This window comes from Salinibacterium sp. NK8237, from assembly GCF_015864955.1.
Lineage (GTDB): Bacteria > Actinomycetota > Actinomycetes > Actinomycetales > Microbacteriaceae > Rhodoglobus.
Map to the genome: position 1 here is coordinate 1,063,400 of NZ_JADYWE010000001.1, position 15,723 is coordinate 1,079,122.

16 protein-coding genes are annotated in these 15,723 nt (G+C 59.4%); 7 read left to right on the top strand and 9 right to left on the bottom strand.

Translation table 11 applies throughout. The features are described from left to right. Nucleotides 1-16 precede the first annotated feature (16 nt). On the top strand, nucleotides 17-1,327 hold the full coding sequence (locus tag I6E56_RS05145) for a DUF4032 domain-containing protein (RefSeq protein WP_197136476.1): 1,311 nt from the start codon (nucleotides 17-19) through the stop codon (nucleotides 1,325-1,327). Nucleotides 1,328-1,344: 17 nt separating this feature from the next. Here the strand turns inward: I6E56_RS05145 and I6E56_RS05150 are convergent, their stop codons facing one another. After that, nucleotides 1,345-1,827 (bottom strand): Lrp/AsnC family transcriptional regulator, encoded by a 483-nt coding sequence (locus I6E56_RS05150; RefSeq protein WP_197136477.1) that lies wholly within the window; start codon nucleotides 1,825-1,827, stop codon nucleotides 1,345-1,347. Between the two features lie 99 nt (nucleotides 1,828-1,926). Between I6E56_RS05150 and I6E56_RS05155 the strand changes: the two genes are divergently transcribed. Continuing rightward, the gene (locus I6E56_RS05155) at nucleotides 1,927-3,111 is read left to right on the top strand and encodes a PLP-dependent aspartate aminotransferase family protein (protein ID WP_197136478.1); all 1,185 of its coding nucleotides are present in this window, start codon (nucleotides 1,927-1,929) and stop codon (nucleotides 3,109-3,111) included. Between the two features lie 87 nt (nucleotides 3,112-3,198). Here I6E56_RS05155 and rlmB read toward each other — a convergent pair whose 3' ends face one another. From rlmB to I6E56_RS05170, 3 genes are all read right to left on the bottom strand, one after another. Next, nucleotides 3,199-4,233 carry a 23S rRNA (guanosine(2251)-2'-O)-methyltransferase RlmB gene (gene rlmB / locus I6E56_RS05160; protein ID WP_197136479.1) on the bottom strand — a complete coding sequence of 345 codons (1,035 nt, stop codon included), beginning with the start codon at nucleotides 4,231-4,233 and terminating at the stop codon, nucleotides 3,199-3,201. 31 nt (nucleotides 4,234-4,264) lie between these two features. Beyond that, nucleotides 4,265-5,695 (bottom strand): cysteine--tRNA ligase, encoded by a 1,431-nt coding sequence (gene cysS / locus I6E56_RS05165; RefSeq protein ID WP_197136481.1) that lies wholly within the window; start codon nucleotides 5,693-5,695, stop codon nucleotides 4,265-4,267. 83 nt (nucleotides 5,696-5,778) lie between these two features. Next, nucleotides 5,779-6,639 carry a 3-hydroxyacyl-CoA dehydrogenase gene (locus I6E56_RS05170; RefSeq protein WP_197136482.1) on the bottom strand — a complete coding sequence of 287 codons (861 nt, stop codon included), beginning with the start codon at nucleotides 6,637-6,639 and terminating at the stop codon, nucleotides 5,779-5,781. Between the two features lie 293 nt (nucleotides 6,640-6,932). Between I6E56_RS05170 and I6E56_RS05175 the strand changes: the two genes are divergently transcribed. Then, nucleotides 6,933-7,853, top strand: coding sequence for a sugar-binding transcriptional regulator (locus I6E56_RS05175; RefSeq protein ID WP_197136484.1), 921 nt, complete (start codon nucleotides 6,933-6,935; stop codon nucleotides 7,851-7,853). A 7-nt stretch (nucleotides 7,854-7,860) separates the two neighbouring features. Here the strand turns inward: I6E56_RS05175 and I6E56_RS05180 are convergent, their stop codons facing one another. From I6E56_RS05180 to I6E56_RS05190, 3 genes are read right to left on the bottom strand one after another with little or no spacing between them, the layout of a single operon-like run. Continuing rightward, entirely contained in the window at nucleotides 7,861-8,631 is a 771-nt protein-coding gene (locus I6E56_RS05180) for an IclR family transcriptional regulator (protein ID WP_197136485.1), read from the bottom strand. 54 nt (nucleotides 8,632-8,685) lie between these two features. After that, entirely contained in the window at nucleotides 8,686-9,117 is a 432-nt protein-coding gene (locus tag I6E56_RS05185) for an RbsD/FucU domain-containing protein (protein WP_197136486.1), read from the bottom strand. A gap of 3 nt (nucleotides 9,118-9,120) precedes the next feature. After that, the gene (locus I6E56_RS05190; RefSeq protein ID WP_197136487.1) at nucleotides 9,121-9,882 is read right to left on the bottom strand and encodes an SDR family NAD(P)-dependent oxidoreductase; all 762 of its coding nucleotides are present in this window, start codon (nucleotides 9,880-9,882) and stop codon (nucleotides 9,121-9,123) included. Nucleotides 9,883-10,107: 225 nt separating this feature from the next. Here I6E56_RS05190 and I6E56_RS05195 point away from each other — a divergent pair, with 225 nt between their 5' ends. The 3 genes from I6E56_RS05195 to I6E56_RS05205 are packed head-to-tail and all read left to right on the top strand — an operon-like array spanning nucleotide 10,108 to nucleotide 13,248. Beyond that, nucleotides 10,108-11,394, top strand: a complete 1,287-nt coding sequence (locus tag I6E56_RS05195; RefSeq protein ID WP_197136488.1) for an ABC transporter substrate-binding protein — start codon at nucleotides 10,108-10,110, stop codon at nucleotides 11,392-11,394. 31 nt (nucleotides 11,395-11,425) lie between these two features. Beyond that, entirely contained in the window at nucleotides 11,426-12,331 is a 906-nt protein-coding gene (locus I6E56_RS05200) for a carbohydrate ABC transporter permease (protein ID WP_197136489.1), read from the top strand. Next, nucleotides 12,328-13,248, top strand: a complete 921-nt coding sequence (locus tag I6E56_RS05205) for a carbohydrate ABC transporter permease (protein WP_197136490.1) — start codon at nucleotides 12,328-12,330, stop codon at nucleotides 13,246-13,248. The genes I6E56_RS05200 and I6E56_RS05205 overlap by 4 nt, the downstream gene beginning before the upstream one ends. Before the next feature lie 54 nt (nucleotides 13,249-13,302). Here the strand turns inward: I6E56_RS05205 and ispD are convergent, their stop codons facing one another. Continuing rightward, nucleotides 13,303-14,487 (bottom strand): 2-C-methyl-D-erythritol 4-phosphate cytidylyltransferase, encoded by a 1,185-nt coding sequence (gene ispD / locus I6E56_RS05210; RefSeq protein WP_197136493.1) that lies wholly within the window; start codon nucleotides 14,485-14,487, stop codon nucleotides 13,303-13,305. Between the two features lie 79 nt (nucleotides 14,488-14,566). Next, nucleotides 14,567-15,049 carry a CarD family transcriptional regulator gene (locus I6E56_RS05215; RefSeq protein WP_129072070.1) on the bottom strand — a complete coding sequence of 161 codons (483 nt, stop codon included), beginning with the start codon at nucleotides 15,047-15,049 and terminating at the stop codon, nucleotides 14,567-14,569. A gap of 101 nt (nucleotides 15,050-15,150) precedes the next feature. Here I6E56_RS05215 and I6E56_RS05220 point away from each other — a divergent pair, with 101 nt between their 5' ends. Continuing rightward, nucleotides 15,151-15,660 (top strand): hypothetical protein, encoded by a 510-nt coding sequence (locus I6E56_RS05220; RefSeq protein WP_197136495.1) that lies wholly within the window; start codon nucleotides 15,151-15,153, stop codon nucleotides 15,658-15,660. Nucleotides 15,661-15,723: the final 63 nt, after the last annotated feature.

Here is a 15,723-nt window from a genome sequence, read left to right on the forward strand (position 1 = left end):
TTTCAAGGACACGTGAATGACTGGTTCTGTCAACATCACCGCCGCCATCGTTGATCCTGCTTTGCTGGATCTGCCGTGGGAGCTGCCGCTCGAGCTGTGGCCCGATGATTCCATCGCAATCCTGCCCAAGGGCATTTCGCGACACCTTGTGCGCTTTGCCAATCTCAGCGGCTACATCGTGGCGATCAAGGAGACCTCAAGCGAGCTCGCCAAGCGTGAGTACGAAATGCTGCGCACCCTGCAAAAGCTCGACGTGCCGTGTGTTGACCCGCTCGCGATCATCACGAACCGCACGGCCGCCGATGGCGAAGAGCTGAAGTCAGTGCTGGTCACTCGGCACTTGCGCTTCTCGCTCCCCTATCGTGCCGTGTACTCGCAGAGCCTGCGCCCCGAGACTGCTCGTCGCCTCGTCGACGCTCTTGCCGTATTGCTCGTGCGTTTGCACATCGTTGGCTTCTTCTGGGGAGATGTGTCACTCTCCAACACACTGTTCCGTCGCGATGCCGGCGCTTTCGCTGCCTACCTTGTGGATGCCGAAACCGGCCAGCTCTACGACAAGCTCTCCAACGGTCAACGCGAGAACGATCTCGAGATCGGTCGCGTCAATATTGCGGGCGAACTGCTCGACCTGCAAGCTGGTGGACGCCTCGAAGAAGACATCGACCCTGTTGAGATCAGCAACGGCATCGTGGCCCAGTACCGCACGCTGTGGCAAGAGCTCACGGGCTCGGAGCGCTTTGACCATTCCGAACGGTGGCGCATCAACCAGCGCGTTGAGCGCCTCAACGCGCTCGGTTTCGACATCGAAGAACTCGCCATCAAAACTGAAGATTCGGGCACCCGCGTGCGCATCCAGCCCAAAGTGGTGGATGCCGGTCACCACTCACGACGCCTGCTGCGTTTGACCGGCCTCGACGCCCAAGAGAATCAAGCTCGCCGCCTGCTCAACGACATGGACTCGTACCGCGCAGCGTTCGACAAACAAGACATGGATGAAGAAATGCTCGCCCACGAGTGGGCTGCTCGCGTCTTCGAACCCGTCATCCGAGCGATTCCCAAAGAGATGCGCGGCAAGCTCGAGCCGGCGGAAGCGTTCCACCAGCTGCTCGATCACCGTCGCCAGCTCGCTCAAGATTCTGGCCACGACATCCCCCTCGCTGAGGCCGTGAGCAGCTATGTCGAGAACGTTCTGCAGTTCCGCCGCGACGAGGCGACGATGATCAACCCGCCAACGGGGGCTTTCACGATGCCCGTCACTATTCAGGGCGAACTCGCCGCTGCCGATCACGATGGAGAAGACGAAGAGGACTGGCGCCTCAAGGTCTAGCTACCCTGTGCGCTTCGCTACGACAGCAGTTGCTCGAGTCCCCGCCCGGTTACATGCTCGAAGACCAGGTTGGTTTCGGAGTGCGCAACGGCCGGATGACTTGCCAAGTAGGTGAGTACAAAGTCTCTGAGTTCTGCCGCACTGTGCGCCGCGACATGCAGCAGGTAGTCATCTCCGCCGCCGGTGTGGAAGAAAGCCAATACGCCTGGCCAGTTGGGTGCGGCACTGCGGAAGGCATCCACGTCTTCGCGCACGTGTTTGACGAGCTTGATCGAGATCAGAGCTTGCACGCTAATGCCCAGTTGAGCGACATCGATGTCGGCATGGAAGCCACGCAAATAGCCGTCATCGTGGAGTCGGCGAAGTCGCTGGGAAACAGTGGATTCGGAGACACCGGCCGCGCCGGCAAGTGCAGATCCTGACATGCGGGCGTTGGCGGCCAAACTGGCTAAAATCTTTTGATCTACTGCGTCAATCGGCAGACTGTACTTTTCGCTCACGGGGGCCTCCTGTGTCGCAGCTTATGCGGAAAACGTCACATTTTGTGAAGATTCTGCAGGAGAGTTGATTAGCGTCGAAGTTTCTGCTGTTATCTAGTAATGCTGCCTCACGACATCCATCTCGAAACTCTTGCTGTTCACGCGGGAATGGAGGGCGTGCAGGAATCTGGTCAACACGTCCCTTCCATTGACCTGTCTACCACCAATCCGCTGCCCAGCGTCGAAGTGGGAGGCGACTCCTACGAGAACCTCGCCACCGGAAACCCCATCATTGACGGCCACTCCGCGGTCTACCAACGACTCTGGCAGCCGGGTGTCGCTCGCTTCGAAGACAGCCTCGCCGCCCTCGAAGGTGCAGAAGCAGCGGTAGCCTACGCCAGCGGCATGGCAGCGCTCTCCGCCGTGCTGATTGCCATCGCCTCTGCGGGCCGTCCGCACGTCGTCGGCGTTCGTCCGCTCTACGGCGGAACAGACCACGTGCTCGATAACGGGCTCCTCGGCACAACAGTGACGTGGGCGGATGCGGACTCGATCGTCAACGCTATTCAGCCAAACACCGGCCTCATCATCATTGAGTCCCCCGCGAACCCCACCCTCGAACTTGTCGACATCAAAAAGGTCGTTGAAGCCGCTGGCACGGTTCCCGTTCTCGTGGACAACACCTTCGCGACTCCCGTTCTGCAGCGCCCCATTGAACTCGGCGCCGCAATGGTGCTTCACAGTGCCACCAAGTACTTGGGCGGCCACGGGGATGTCATGGGCGGTGTTATCGCAACGAGCGAAGAACATGCCAAGGCGCTGCGCAACGTCCGCGCTCTCACCGGTGGCGTTCTGCACCCGTTTGCGGCCTACCTGCTTCACCGTGGACTTCGCACCCTTCCGCTGCGCGTACGCGCCCAGCAGGAGACCGCTGGAGAGCTTGCCCGCCGACTCGACGGCCACCCCGCACTCGCTCGCGTGCTCTACCCCGGCCTTCCCGGCCAGGACCCGGCTGGACTCATCGGAACCCAGTCAGCCGGCGCCGGCTCGCTCATCGCACTCGACCTCGCTGGCGGCTATGACGCTGCAGCAAAGTTCACCGAGTCGGTGAAGCTCATCACTCACGCTGTGTCGCTCGGCGGTATCGACACTCTCGTGCAGCATCCAGCATCGCTCACCCACCGCCCGGTGGCGTCAGAAGCGAAGCCGGGCGCCGGCATTGTGCGCGTGTCGATCGGACTCGAGCATGTCGATGACCTCATGAATGACATCACGGCTGCGCTCGATGCAGTGAGCGCTAGCTAGCTGCTCGAGCAGCGCACGAAAAGAGCCGCTGGCCCCGAGGGGACAGCGGCTCTTTCGTGTGCGGTGCAGGAACGATCCTGCGGCGCACTACTTCTTTTTGCGGGCTGCGGAACGCAGCTTCGAGATTTCGTAGAGCGTGACGCTCGCGGCGATACCAGCGTTGAGCGACTCGGTCGAGGCACTGATCGGGATCGAGACGATGGCGTCACAGTTTTCGGTGACGAGTCGAGAGAGACCCTTGCCTTCGCTGCCGACAACGATCAGCACGGGCTCTTTCGCCAACGGCAAGGAGGGAAGCGACACGTCGCCATCCCCATCAAGACCGAGCACGAAGACGCCGCGCTTCTTGTATTCCTTGATCATCTGCGTGAGGTTGTTAGCCATGGCAACGGGCGTGCGGGCGGCAGCACCGGCCGAGGTCTTCCACGCGGATGCCGTCATCCCGACTGAACGACGCTGCGGCACGATTACTCCCTGGCCACCAAACGCGGCAACGGAGCGCACGATGGCGCCGAGGTTGCGCGGGTCAGTGATGCCGTCAAGAGCCACGAGCAGCGGAACCTGGCCACGCGCCTCTACCTTGTCGAGCAACTCCATGGGGTGCGCGTACTCGTACGGCGGCACCTTGAGCGCGAAGCCCTGGTGCACGGAGTCGAAACCGGCAAGGCGGTCGAGTTCTGGGCGCATCACTTCGAGCACGGCAATGCCACGCGCGGTTGCGAGCTTGAGGATCTCCTTGACGCGGTCATCGTATTCAATGCGCGCGGCCATGTAGAGAGTGTGGGCGGGGATCTTGGCGCGAAGCGCCTCGAGCACCGAGTTGCGGCCCGTGACCATCTCGGACTCATCGGCAGACTTAGCTACTCGTGACCGGCTGGGCTGGCTCGGACGCTGGCCACCCTCTGAAGGCTTGCCACCGTTGCGGCGAGTTCCACCGGCTGCTTCATAGCGTTCGGCCGCAGCCTTGCGCTTGCCTGCGGGGTGATACGGGCGGTCTTCTGCCTTCGGGGTGGGCTTGCGACCTTCGAGAGCCTGACGTCCCTGGCCTCCCGAGCCGACCTGGGGGCCCTTGCGGCCCTTGCGTACCGCTCCTGCGCGGGGTGTGTTACCTGGGTTTTTCACGAGTGTTGCTCCTGTCGGAAGCGCCGATCAGTCACGGCAAGCTCCAATGCGATCCGGTCGAGTCATCTTCTAGTGCGATGCCCGCCGCTGATAGTTCATCACGGATTCGGTCTGCAGCAGCAAAATCCTTTGCTGCGCGGGCCGTATTGCGATCCTCAATGAGCTGTTCAACCAGTACTGACAAAGCAGCAACGGCTGGCTCTGAACGCTCAGAACCCCATCGTGGATCAAGTGGGTTGATACCCAAAACCTGTGCCATAGCGATTACGTGAGACCGCGCGGTGGCAACCGCCGCAAGATCCCCGTCGTCGAGGGCAGCGTTGCCCGAACGAATCGTCTCGTGCACGACCGCGAGCGCCTGGGGCACTGCAAGGTCGTCATCCATGGCCTCGCCGAATGCCTCGGGCACCTCTATGGTGTTCGCGACGTCGAAGCGAGTATCTCGCAGTCGACGCGAGGCACGCTCAATGAACACCTCAAGGCGTTCAAAGGCTGCTTCCGCTTCAGCAAGTGACGTGTCAGTGTAGTCGATTGTGGAGCGGTAATGGGCCGCTCCCAACAAATAGCGCACCACAATGGGCCGAGCGGCATCCAAAAGGTCACGAGCAAACACCGAATTGCCGAGTGATTTCGACATCTTTTGGCCGTTGACGTTGACCATACCGTTATGCACCCAGTGACGAGCGAACTCATCGCCAGCAGCGGTCGACTGGGCAAGTTCGTTCTCGTGGTGCGGGAAGCGCAAATCAAGGCCACCACCATGGATGTCGAACGCACCACCCAAATACCGGCGAGACATGGCAGAGCACTCGATGTGCCAGCCCGGACGCCCGTTGCCCCACGGCGACGACCACGATGCTGACTCAGGTTCGGTTGGCTTGCTGCCCTTCCAGAGCGCGAAGTCGCGGGGGTCGCGCTTGGAGCGCGGGTCAGCGTCTACCGCGGCAACCATGTCGTCGAGCTTCTGCCGGGTGAGTTCACCGTAGGAGGGCCACGACTGCGTGTCGAAGTAGACATCGCCGGAGTCGTCGCTCGCGGCATACGCATGGCCGCGCTCGATGAGTTTCGCGATCAACTCGCGCATCTCACCGATGTTGCCCGTGGCGCGGGGTTCATAGGTAGGCGGCAAAATGCCGAGCTCGTTGTAGCCCGCGGTGAACTCGAGTTCGACACGGTAGGCCAAGGCCCACCACTGTTCGGTCGAGCCTTCAGCTGCGGCATCCGCTGCTCGGGTCAAAATCTTGTCGTCGATGTCGGTGACGTTGCGCACGAGCGTGACATCGAGCCCACGGTAGGTGAGCCAGCGGCGCCAGATGTCGTAGACGAGGGCCGAACGCAAGTGGCCGATGTGCGGAGACGACTGCACGGTAGGACCGCAGACGTAGATGCCCACCTTGCCCGGCTCACGGGGATCGAGGTCGAGGAGGCTGGCACTGCGAGTGTCATAGAGGCGAATAGTCACTAAGCAAGTTTAGCGACCCCCGCTGGGTGTTACGCGGTCAGGCTGAGGCACGGGGGAAGGTGACCGCCCCGTGCCTCTCGCCACTACTTCGTGTAGGTGTAGAAGCCGCGACCCGTCGCGATGCCCAGGTAGCCCTTGTCGATGTATTCGGTCTTCATCCACTCAGCGAACCGCTTGGTATTTTCGTCACCGTTGGACATGATGTTGTACGGCGTCGTGAGCCCAATAACGTCAAGGATCTGGAACGGTCCCATCGGCGCACCGGTGGCGATCCGCCACGTGTTGTCAACGTCGGCGGGTGCTGCATAACCATCGGCCGCGAGCTCTGCCGCAGCATTAAGGAACGGAACGAGCAGCGAGTTGAGTACGTAGCCGGCCTTCTCCTTGTGAATCGGAATCGGGACCATGCCGATTTCAGACGCGAAGTCGACAACCACATCGAACACGGCAGGATCGGTGTCAGCCGTGGCCATGATCTCCGCAGTGTTGAACTTCCAAATCTGGTTAGCGAAGTGAAGTGCCAAGAACTTGTCAGCACGACCAGTGGAGTCCTTCATGTCGCTGGGCAACAGAGTGGACGAGTTAGTCGCAAAAATCGTGTGCGCGGGAGCGAGCTTTCCGAGCTCCGCGTAGGTGGTCTTCTTGAGGTCGAGAATTTCGGGAATGGCCTCGATAACGAGGTCGGCGTCCTTCACGGCATCCGCAAGATCGGAGGAGAACCGCACGCGCCCAAGGGCTTCTTGTGCCTTGCCGTCTGCCGCACCAGCAACGCTGTCGGCAACGTAGGTGCTCGCCAGTCCATCGAACCGGGTGCGAGCCTTCTCCAGAACTTCATCGTTGATGTCGTACGCCACGACCTCGAAGCCACTGAATGCTGTTTGGTATGCAATCTGGGATCCAAGCACTCCAGTGCCCAGAACCGTTACACGCTGAATGTTTGTCATTGTGTTCTCTTCTCTTCGGTTTGTAACCTGATCCGATACCTTAAATTTACTCCCAATTGGCTGAGCCTTGGCTGTGTCTCAGGCGTGTGCTGATTGTGCTTGAGCAGTGTGATAACGGTACATTTACCGAGGATTTTTCGGGCCCGCCGAGGTGCTGATCAGCACTCCCAGCTAGAAGAACCCTGCAAATCACGCGCACGAGTGTGAAGACGGAAATAGAATCAGTGCAGATCTGCAACGAAGCATGAGAGAGGAATGGACCAATACCCAGTCCACGCAACCAAGCCATGCTTGTGAGGGCCGCCACTCTCTACTATCTCGACGGCAAATCACAAGCCGAGGTCGCCCAAGAGATTGGCGTCTCGCGATCGAACGTCTCGCGCGTTCTTGCCGACGCCCGCAAGAACGGCATTGTTGACATCCGCATCAACGACCCCTTTGGGCGCGCCCAGAACCTCGAAGCCCAACTCGTGGCCCGTTATGGGTTGCGCGAATGTCGCGTAGCGCCGAGCACTGGCGCCGATAACCAACTCTCTCGCGTCGGAGCACTCGGGGCGCAATGGCTCATCGACAACCTGCCTCGCAACGGCGGCGTTGCCCTCTCCTGGGGTTCAAGCGTGCAAGCTGTCGTCAATGAGATTCCGGATGACGCCTCCCACGAGAACATCGAAGTACTTCCCCTCGTCGGCGGGCTTTCTATCGTGGATTCCGCTCGCGACGGCAACGTTCTCGTGCGCTTGCTCGCCACCAAACTAGGAGCGCAACACCGCCGCCTTTACGCCCCTGCTGTCGTCGAGTCCCGCGAATCGCGCGAAGCATTCCTTCGTGAGCCGTCCATTACAGGCGTCCTCAACGCATCACGCCGCGCCAAGATCGCCATCGTCGGTGTCGGCAACGTGGGCATCGGCGCTTCTGGGGCCATCATCGAGTCGATGAACTTGAGCAAAACAGAGCGCAGTCAGTTCGCGGCATCCGGAGCCGTTGGTGACTGCTGCACGCGCTTCTTCGACCGCGACGGAAAGCTTGTGGACTCAGTCGTGAACGATCGTGTAATCGCGATTGACCTTGAGGAGCTCGGCAACATTCCCACCGTCGTCGGCGTTGCTGCCGGAGCGCAGAAGCTCGAGGGCACTCAAGCGGCGCTCACGGGCGGGCTCTTCGATGTGCTGGTGGTCGACTCCGAATTGGCTCTTGCACTGCTCGGCCAGAGCTGAGCGCGCACTAGGCCTCAGCGGTGGCGTCTTCGTTTCGTGGGCGCCACCCGAGTTCACGCGAGATCGCGGTGGTCGTGTCCAAGAGGTCGTCAATGTTCTTGACGAGTTCAGTGATGTCGGCCTTCTCTCGGAACGATGTGATCGAGATAGCACCAGTGACGCGCTCGTTGTGATCCCACACCGGCGCCGCGATGCAATTCGAAACGACATCGAATTCTCCCTCATCGGTCGCCCAACCGCGCTCTTTGACGGTGGTTAGTCGTTCGAGAAACTCGCGCTTAGTCGTGATGGTGTTCGGCGTGTAGCTCGTGAAGGTTGCATTAGCCAAGATGTGATCGCGGGCCGGGATATCAAGGTTTGCAAGAATCGCCTTGCTGACGCCGGCGGTGTGCAGCACCACGAATCCCCCGATTGTGGTGTTAAGACTGATGCTTTGAACCGGCTCGATCTTGTCGACGTAAACAATATGTCCCTCTTGGGGAACTGCGAACTGGATCGTGTGATTCGTTGCTTCAGAGAGTCGAACAATGTAGGGATGAACCACGGTGCGCAAATCGAACTGATTGATGGCGGACTGAGCAAGCCCAGCGAGGCGAAATCCCACTCCGTAGCGGCCAAAGTCATCTTTGCGAACGAACCCTGCCGCCGACATCGTTTGCAGAATCCTGAGCGCTGTCGTTCGATGCACGCCAAGCTCTGCGGCGATCTCCCGAAGTTCACGAGGGTGCTCGCTGCAGTACTCGAGGATGTCGATCGCCCTGCTCACAGTCTGTGACATGGTTCACTCCGTTGCATCATCCGCACACCCTGTGCAGTGGTTTGACTAGTTCTGTCACGATACCGTCGTTTGAGTATTCACCCCAACGGTGACGAGGATGTTGGCGAATCGCCGAGTATCACCGGTCACGATGCACAAGATGAGATTGTCGCTGCGAATGAGATCGTAGAAAGCTTCTCGCTCCAACACGTCATGGGGCACGTCGGCATCCAGAATCTGTTTGACCTCGTCGCAGACCGGGCTCTCGATCGCCTCTGGCGTCAGCATGCTCGTGTAGCGCTCGAACGGAACCATTTGTGCCAGAGTGGCGAGCACATCAGTGGTGAGCGGGGCGCCCGCCGTGAAGTTCAAATAAGCCACCGTTGCCCGACTGCCCGACGTCGTCGCTGCAGCGAAGTGCGCATCCGCAATCATGATGGTGGACTTATGCCCCGCAGCAGCGAGCGCGCCCAGAATAGGTGGATGAATGATCGGTGCGGTAATCACGCGCTAGCCGAAGTACTGCGCGCCGTTGACATCGAGAACAATGCCGCTGACGAAGCTGGCTGAGGGGCTGGCCAACCACGTCGCCGCCGAGGCGACGTCTTCTGGGGTGCCGGCGCGACCAACCGGAATGGTCTCGATGGTTGCTGCTTTGGAAGCGGCCGAGGTAAAGCGGTCGTGAAATGGTGTTGCTTCGATGAATCCTGGGGCAATTGCATTCACCGTCGTTCCGGTCGGCCCCAGCTCTTTCGCCAGCCCGCGTGTGAACCCAAAGATGCCAGCTTTTGTCGTGGCGTAGGCGGTCGCGCCCGCATGGCCACCATTGCGACCGGCCAGTGACGCGATGTTAATGATTCTGCCGCCATCCGCCGCTAGGAGTGGCAGTGCGTATCTGGTGGCCAAAAACAGGCTGTCGAGATTCACCGCGACAACGTGGTCCCAGAGGCTGGCACTCATCCCTGCGATCGGTGACCGCTCAACGAGCCCACCAACGTTGTTGACAAGAATATTGATCGCACCGAACTCTGCAGCGACCTGCGCGGTCGCGGATTCGACCTCAGCCTCGTTCGTGGCGTCGAGCTGAATAGCCAGCGGCCTGTGCCCTGACACTCTCTCGAGCTCATCCAAGAAGCTGTCCTCCGGCGCGTGCGAACGATAGGTCAGGGCAACGCGCGCGCCCTCTGCCACCAATCCGGCAGCAATTGCTCGCCCGATTCCTACGCCGCCTCCCGTGACCAGCGCGGATGCACCCTGCAAAGTGTTTCCCATTTCGTGCCCTCTTCCTTCTCATTAGAGTGCTGCGCAGCACGGCATCACCCGGAGATGAATGTCACACACAGCGCACACACTGTGCATTCTACGCACAGATATTGGTATATCAGAGAACTTGTTTTTTGCTTGACAGCCTTCGAGGGACGCCCATAAGATGCACAATGCGTGCGTATGTTGCACAAGCAAACGGCGCGGAAATGCTCATCAGTCAAGGAGGACCGAATGAAACACAGCATTAGACGAACGCTGGCACTCGCAGTAGTGGCCGCGGTCAGTTTGTCGTCATGTTCGACGGCATCGACCGATCCCGACAGGGAGGCGACGTTGACGATTTGGAATCCCCAGGACAACTGGCGCCAAACAACAGACTTTTACAAAGACAAGATCGCAGACTTCGAAAAAGAACACCCCAACGTCACCGTCAAGTACGTCGACATTCCTTACGGCCAGTACGAAGCCCGCTACACCGCAGGGTTCGCGAGCAAGAGCGACGCTCCCGATATCTTCATGGGTCAAGTCTCCTACTACGGCGGCGCGCTTGGCGTCGCCGACCAGGCTCCGGATGACCTGCAGGAATTGTGGGCAGAGAACCTGACTCCTCTCACTGCCGGCAACTTCAAGGTCGATGGCGAATGGAGCGGCTACCCGGTCAGCTCTGACCTGGGCATGGAACTCTTCTACAACATCGACCAGTTCGTCGAGGTTGGCCTTGACCCCGACAGCCCGCCCGAGACCTTCGAAGAACTTCGCGAATACGCCGACCTTCTCGCGACACAGGATTCATCGGGCACCGTCACCCGCAACGGAATGGCCCTTCGCTACTCGGGCAACCCCACTGGCATCGTCGACAAGGCGCTTCCCTACATCCACGCTTTCGGCGGCCGCCTCTATGCAGAAGACAACTCAACCGCCGATGGCTACCTCAACAGCGACGAAACGGTCGCGGGGATTCAGTACATGCAAGACATGGTGACCGACGGCGTTTCAAGCTTGCAGCTTGGCACCCCCGATGACACCTTTGCGCAGGGACTCTCCTCGATGACCTTCCGTGAGGGCTGGTACGAGGGCTGGCTCAAGCAGAACGCCCCCGACGTCAACTTCGGAGTCGTTCCTTATCCGACCGGTGACGCCGGCTACCCCAAAGTGAGCCTGCTATTCAACTGGGCTTGGATGGTCAATGCCAACAGCGAAAACAGTGACCTCGCCTGGGATTGGATGCGGGCGATTTCTGACCCCGAACTCGATCTCGAACTCGCCCAACTCGAGGGCTACATGCCGGTATGGAGCGAGAACTTCGAAGATCCCTATGTTCTCGACCGCACCGACTACGTCGCTGTTGAGAAGCAACTCAATGAAGGTGCAGGCCCGGTTTACAACGCGCCGTACACCAATCAGATCGCAACTGCCGTTGGTGCCGCAATCGAAAGCGCGCTCCAAGGCGCCGACGTCCGCGAGTCACTCGACGGCGCGGTAACCGAAGTCAACGAATTGCTCGAACGAGGCAAGTAACCACCGCAGCTAGTTCGAAAGGCTTCACACCATGACAGTCCCCACTCTCGGGCCCCAGAAGACGTTCTCTCGGCGCACCACCATTCGAGCGTTCCTCTTCCTTGCCCCCGCGCTGTTCTTCGTCGTTCTGTTGTTCCTCATTCCCCTGGGTTACAACATCGTCATCAGTTTCTTTGACTGGTCCGTTATCGGACGACGCGAGTTCATCGGTATTGACAACTACGTGTCTGTAGTAACGAGCGAACGTTTCATCAACGCCGCAGGCAACACCCTGTACTTCACACTCCTCGGAGTGCCAATCGGTGTGGTCCTCTCGTTGATCGTCGCGCTCGGATTCAATGCCCTGCTGTGGAAACGTGGATCTGGACTGATACGGGCGCTGTATTTTGCGCCCGTCGTCGCCTCGCTCACCGCGGTGGCATTTGTATGGCTGTGGATCTTCAATCCGGCCTATGGGCTTGCCAATAGCATCCTCGGATTCTTTGGCATCCCTGGGCAGGACTGGCTCACGAGCGATGGGCAAGTGATTCCCTCGCTCGCGATCATGTACATCTGGGCACGTCTCGGATTCAATGTGATCATCCTGGTGGCAGGGCTCAATGGAATTGATCGTTCCTACTACGAAGCGGCCCGTCTCGATGGTGCCGGGCCGCTTCGCATGCTGTGGTCGATCACTCTGCCGCTGCTCAACAAGCAACTAGTACTCGTCATCAGCGTCGAAGTCATGAATGCGTTCAAGCTCTTCGAGCTCCCCTTCGTCGCCACCAAGGGCGGGCCGGTGGGATCAAGCCGCTCGATGGTAATGGAAATTTACGAGCTGGCATTCCGCCTTGACCGCTGGGGCGAAGCGGCTGTCTACGTCGTGATCTTCTTCGTGTTCTTAGTAGCGATCACCGCCGTTATCCGCAAAATCTTTACAAAGGACATCTCAGAATGAGTACGTCATCGATCAAGGACCGCCCGTCGACCGCTGCCGACTCATCCCCGGCTGTGCGCCCCGCACCAGTTCGCGCTCGCAAGAAGTCGTGGCGCTCGCTTCATAATCTGAAGCAAGCAGGAATCTTTACTGCTCTGGCTCTTGGCGGCATCCTCATGACGCTGCCACTGGTCTGGGTAGCGCTGTCGTCACTCAAGAAACCGTCAGAAATTCTCGAAGTTCCTGTGCGCTGGCTGCCAGACAACTTCTTCAATTTTGACAACTATGTGCAGCTCTTTGCTCAGTACAACTTCGGGCAATACATCGCGAACTCTTTTATCGTGACCGGCATCGGTATCGTCACGAGCTTGGTCATCGCCCTGCTGGCGGCGTATGCCTTCGCGTACTACCAGTTCCCGTTCAAAGAGCCCATCTTTCTCTTAGTGCTCGCACTGTTCATGGTGCCCCAAGAGGCCCTCGTCATCCCGATGTTCCTGATGGTCTCTGAAGCGGGACTCACCAACACCTACATCGGCATGGCGCTACCAGACCTCTTCACTGTTCTCGGCGTCTACTTGCTCCGGCAGTTCATGGAGGGGATCCCCTTCAGCTACGTCGAAGCTGCCAGAGTGGATGGCGCAAGCGAGCTTCGCATTCTCACTCGCGTCATCACGCCCATGGTCGCTCCCGCGATCGTAGTTTTTGTGATCATCAAGTTCATGTTCACGTGGAACACGTTCCTGTGGCCATTGCTCGTCGCACAAGACGAAGCGATGTATACGGTCACTGTCGGCTTGGTGAACTTTGCCGGGTCGGAATTCAACCAGTGGAACCTCATCAATGCGGCCACCATGATCTCGATGCTGCCGACAATCATCCTCTTTGTCACTTTGCAGCGCTTCCTCGTGAAGGGCGTCGCCCTGAGCGGGATGAAATAGCCGAGCCACGAGAAAGGGCCGCACCTCACCGGTGCGGCCCTTTCTCGTTAACGACTAGTTTCGTGCCCGGATGAGTGCGGTAGCGATCGCCGCTACTCCCTCGCCGCGTCCCGTGAAGCCGAGGGCATCGGTCGTTGTTCCTGCGACGCTCACAGTCGCGCCAAGGATGCCGCTCAGGAATGATTCCGCCTCGGCCCGACGGCGCGAAACGATGGGGTGATTTCCCACGATCTGAACGGTGACGTTTCCTACCTCGAATCCTGCCTCCCGCACCAGTCGAAGTGCCTCACGCAAGAACACGTCCCCGTGGGCGGCCGCGAATGTGGGATCACTTGTGCCGAATACGCTGCCAAGATCGCCGAGATTCGCAGCCGAAAGCAGAGCGTCACAGATCGCATGCGAAACGACATCACCGTCGCTGTGTCCGCGCAGTCCGACTTCATCTGGCCAGTGCAAACCAGCAAGCCACAGTGGTTTGGTCGCGTCGTAGGCGTGCACATCAGTGCCACTACCAACTCGGATGTCGAAATCAGCTGGTGTCATCATCAATTGCTCCGCTCGGCGCAGGTCCCACTCGGTCGTAATTTTGAAGCTAAGAGGGTCGCCGGCGATGACGGTGACCGGATGCCCGGCTGCCGCAACGGCCGCTGCGTCGTCAGTGAACTCATCAGAAGCGCCCTCGTGGGCGGCTACAAGTTGTGCCCGGGGAAAACCTTGGGGCGTTTGCACCGCGGTCAGCTCGGAACGATCGACCGTTTCCAGAATCTGACCGCCAGGATCGGTGCGCTTGATGGTGTCGGTCACGGCAAGTCCTGGCAGGGCTCCCGCTCCGGATACACGCACCTGCGCTACTACAGAGTCGAAGATGGCGGTGGGAGTAAAGGGGCGCGCTGCATCGTGCACGAGCACAACATCCACGGAGGGTTTGAGTAGCGCAAGCGCTGCGGCAACCGACTCTTGACGCGTTGCGCCACCAACGATGACGTCGATGTCGACGTCGCTCGTGCCTGTGCCCGCCATGTGAGCGACCAGCTGCTCCGCAGCGTCGACAAAACCCGCTGGCACGGTAACGATCACCTGAACCGATTCCGCCATCGCGAAAACTGGTTCGAGGGCTCGACTCAAAATCGGTCGCCCTGCGACGGGCACGAACGCTTTTGGCTCGCTGCGGCCGAGTCGAGTTCCGCTGCCAGCCCCCACAACGATGACAGCAACGCGGGGTCCAAAAGTGGTACTCATGTGCGGCGAGTAGCTCCTAATTGAGGGGCGAAGAGAAAACGCTCCGCCAAACAAGCTCAGCCGACAAACGGCTCAGCGATTAAGAAGCAAGAACCTCGTCAAGAACAAGAGATGCCTTATCTTCGTCAGTCTTCTCTGCCAGAGCGAGCTCTGAGATCAGAATCTGACGCGCCTTGGCAAGCATGCGCTTTTCTCCAGCGGAGAGACCGCGGTCTTGGTCGCGACGCCAGAGGTCGCGAACAACTTCAGAAACCTTGATGACGTCGCCAGAAGCGAGTTTTTCAAGGTTGGCCTTGTACCGGCGTGACCAGTTGGTGGGCTCTTCAGTAAACGGTGCACGAAGCACCTCGAATACAGCGTCAAGACCCTCGCGACCAATAACGTCGCGAACACCCACGAGATCAACATTCTCTGCGGGCACTTCGATGGTGAGATCACCCTGGGTTACATTGAGCTTGAGATAAACTTTCTCTTCACCCTTGATGGTGCGCTTCTTCACCTCGGTGATGGTTGCAGCACCGTGATGGGGATAAACGACTGTCTCGCCGACCTCAAACAACATGAATAGTGGTCCTCTCGAAGAAAACCCAGTTTATCACAGTAAACACGTGGTAAGGCTTGCCTAAGTAAACCGCTCGGCTCAGCTATCTATAGTATGGATACGTGACAGTACGCACTCGCGCAGCACGCGCTGCAGCCTCCGCCCTTATTGCCGGCGCTCTCCTCGTGGGCACCGCCGGTTGTTCGTTCATCACGCCCACGGCGACGCTGAACCAGTACGACCCCAGCGACGGCATTGGTGCCGACGTCGGCGACGTCAAGGTGCGCAACGTTCTTGCCATCAGCAACGACGATGACTCTGCCGTAAGCCTCATGATTACGGTCGTCAACACGACCTCCACGAGCGGCAGCCTACGACTGCAGTACGAATCCGCCGACGGCGAGCGCATCGACATCTCGAAGCCGATCACTTCTAACACGGTCAAGACCTATGGCACCGAGGTAGACGGCGACACGATCGTCATCACCGATGCGGGCATCAAGGCTGGCCAGTTGTTCCCCATCTACCTGCAGTTCGGCGACGAGAGCGGTCAAGAACTGCTCATTCCGGTGATCTCCGGAAGCGACCCGATCTACAGCGACCTTGCTCCCGCGAGCGCACTCGGCGAATAGCCTCGAACCAGCGTTCGCTCGAACTCAAAAAGGCGCCGAAGCACCCTGATCACTCGGTTGCTC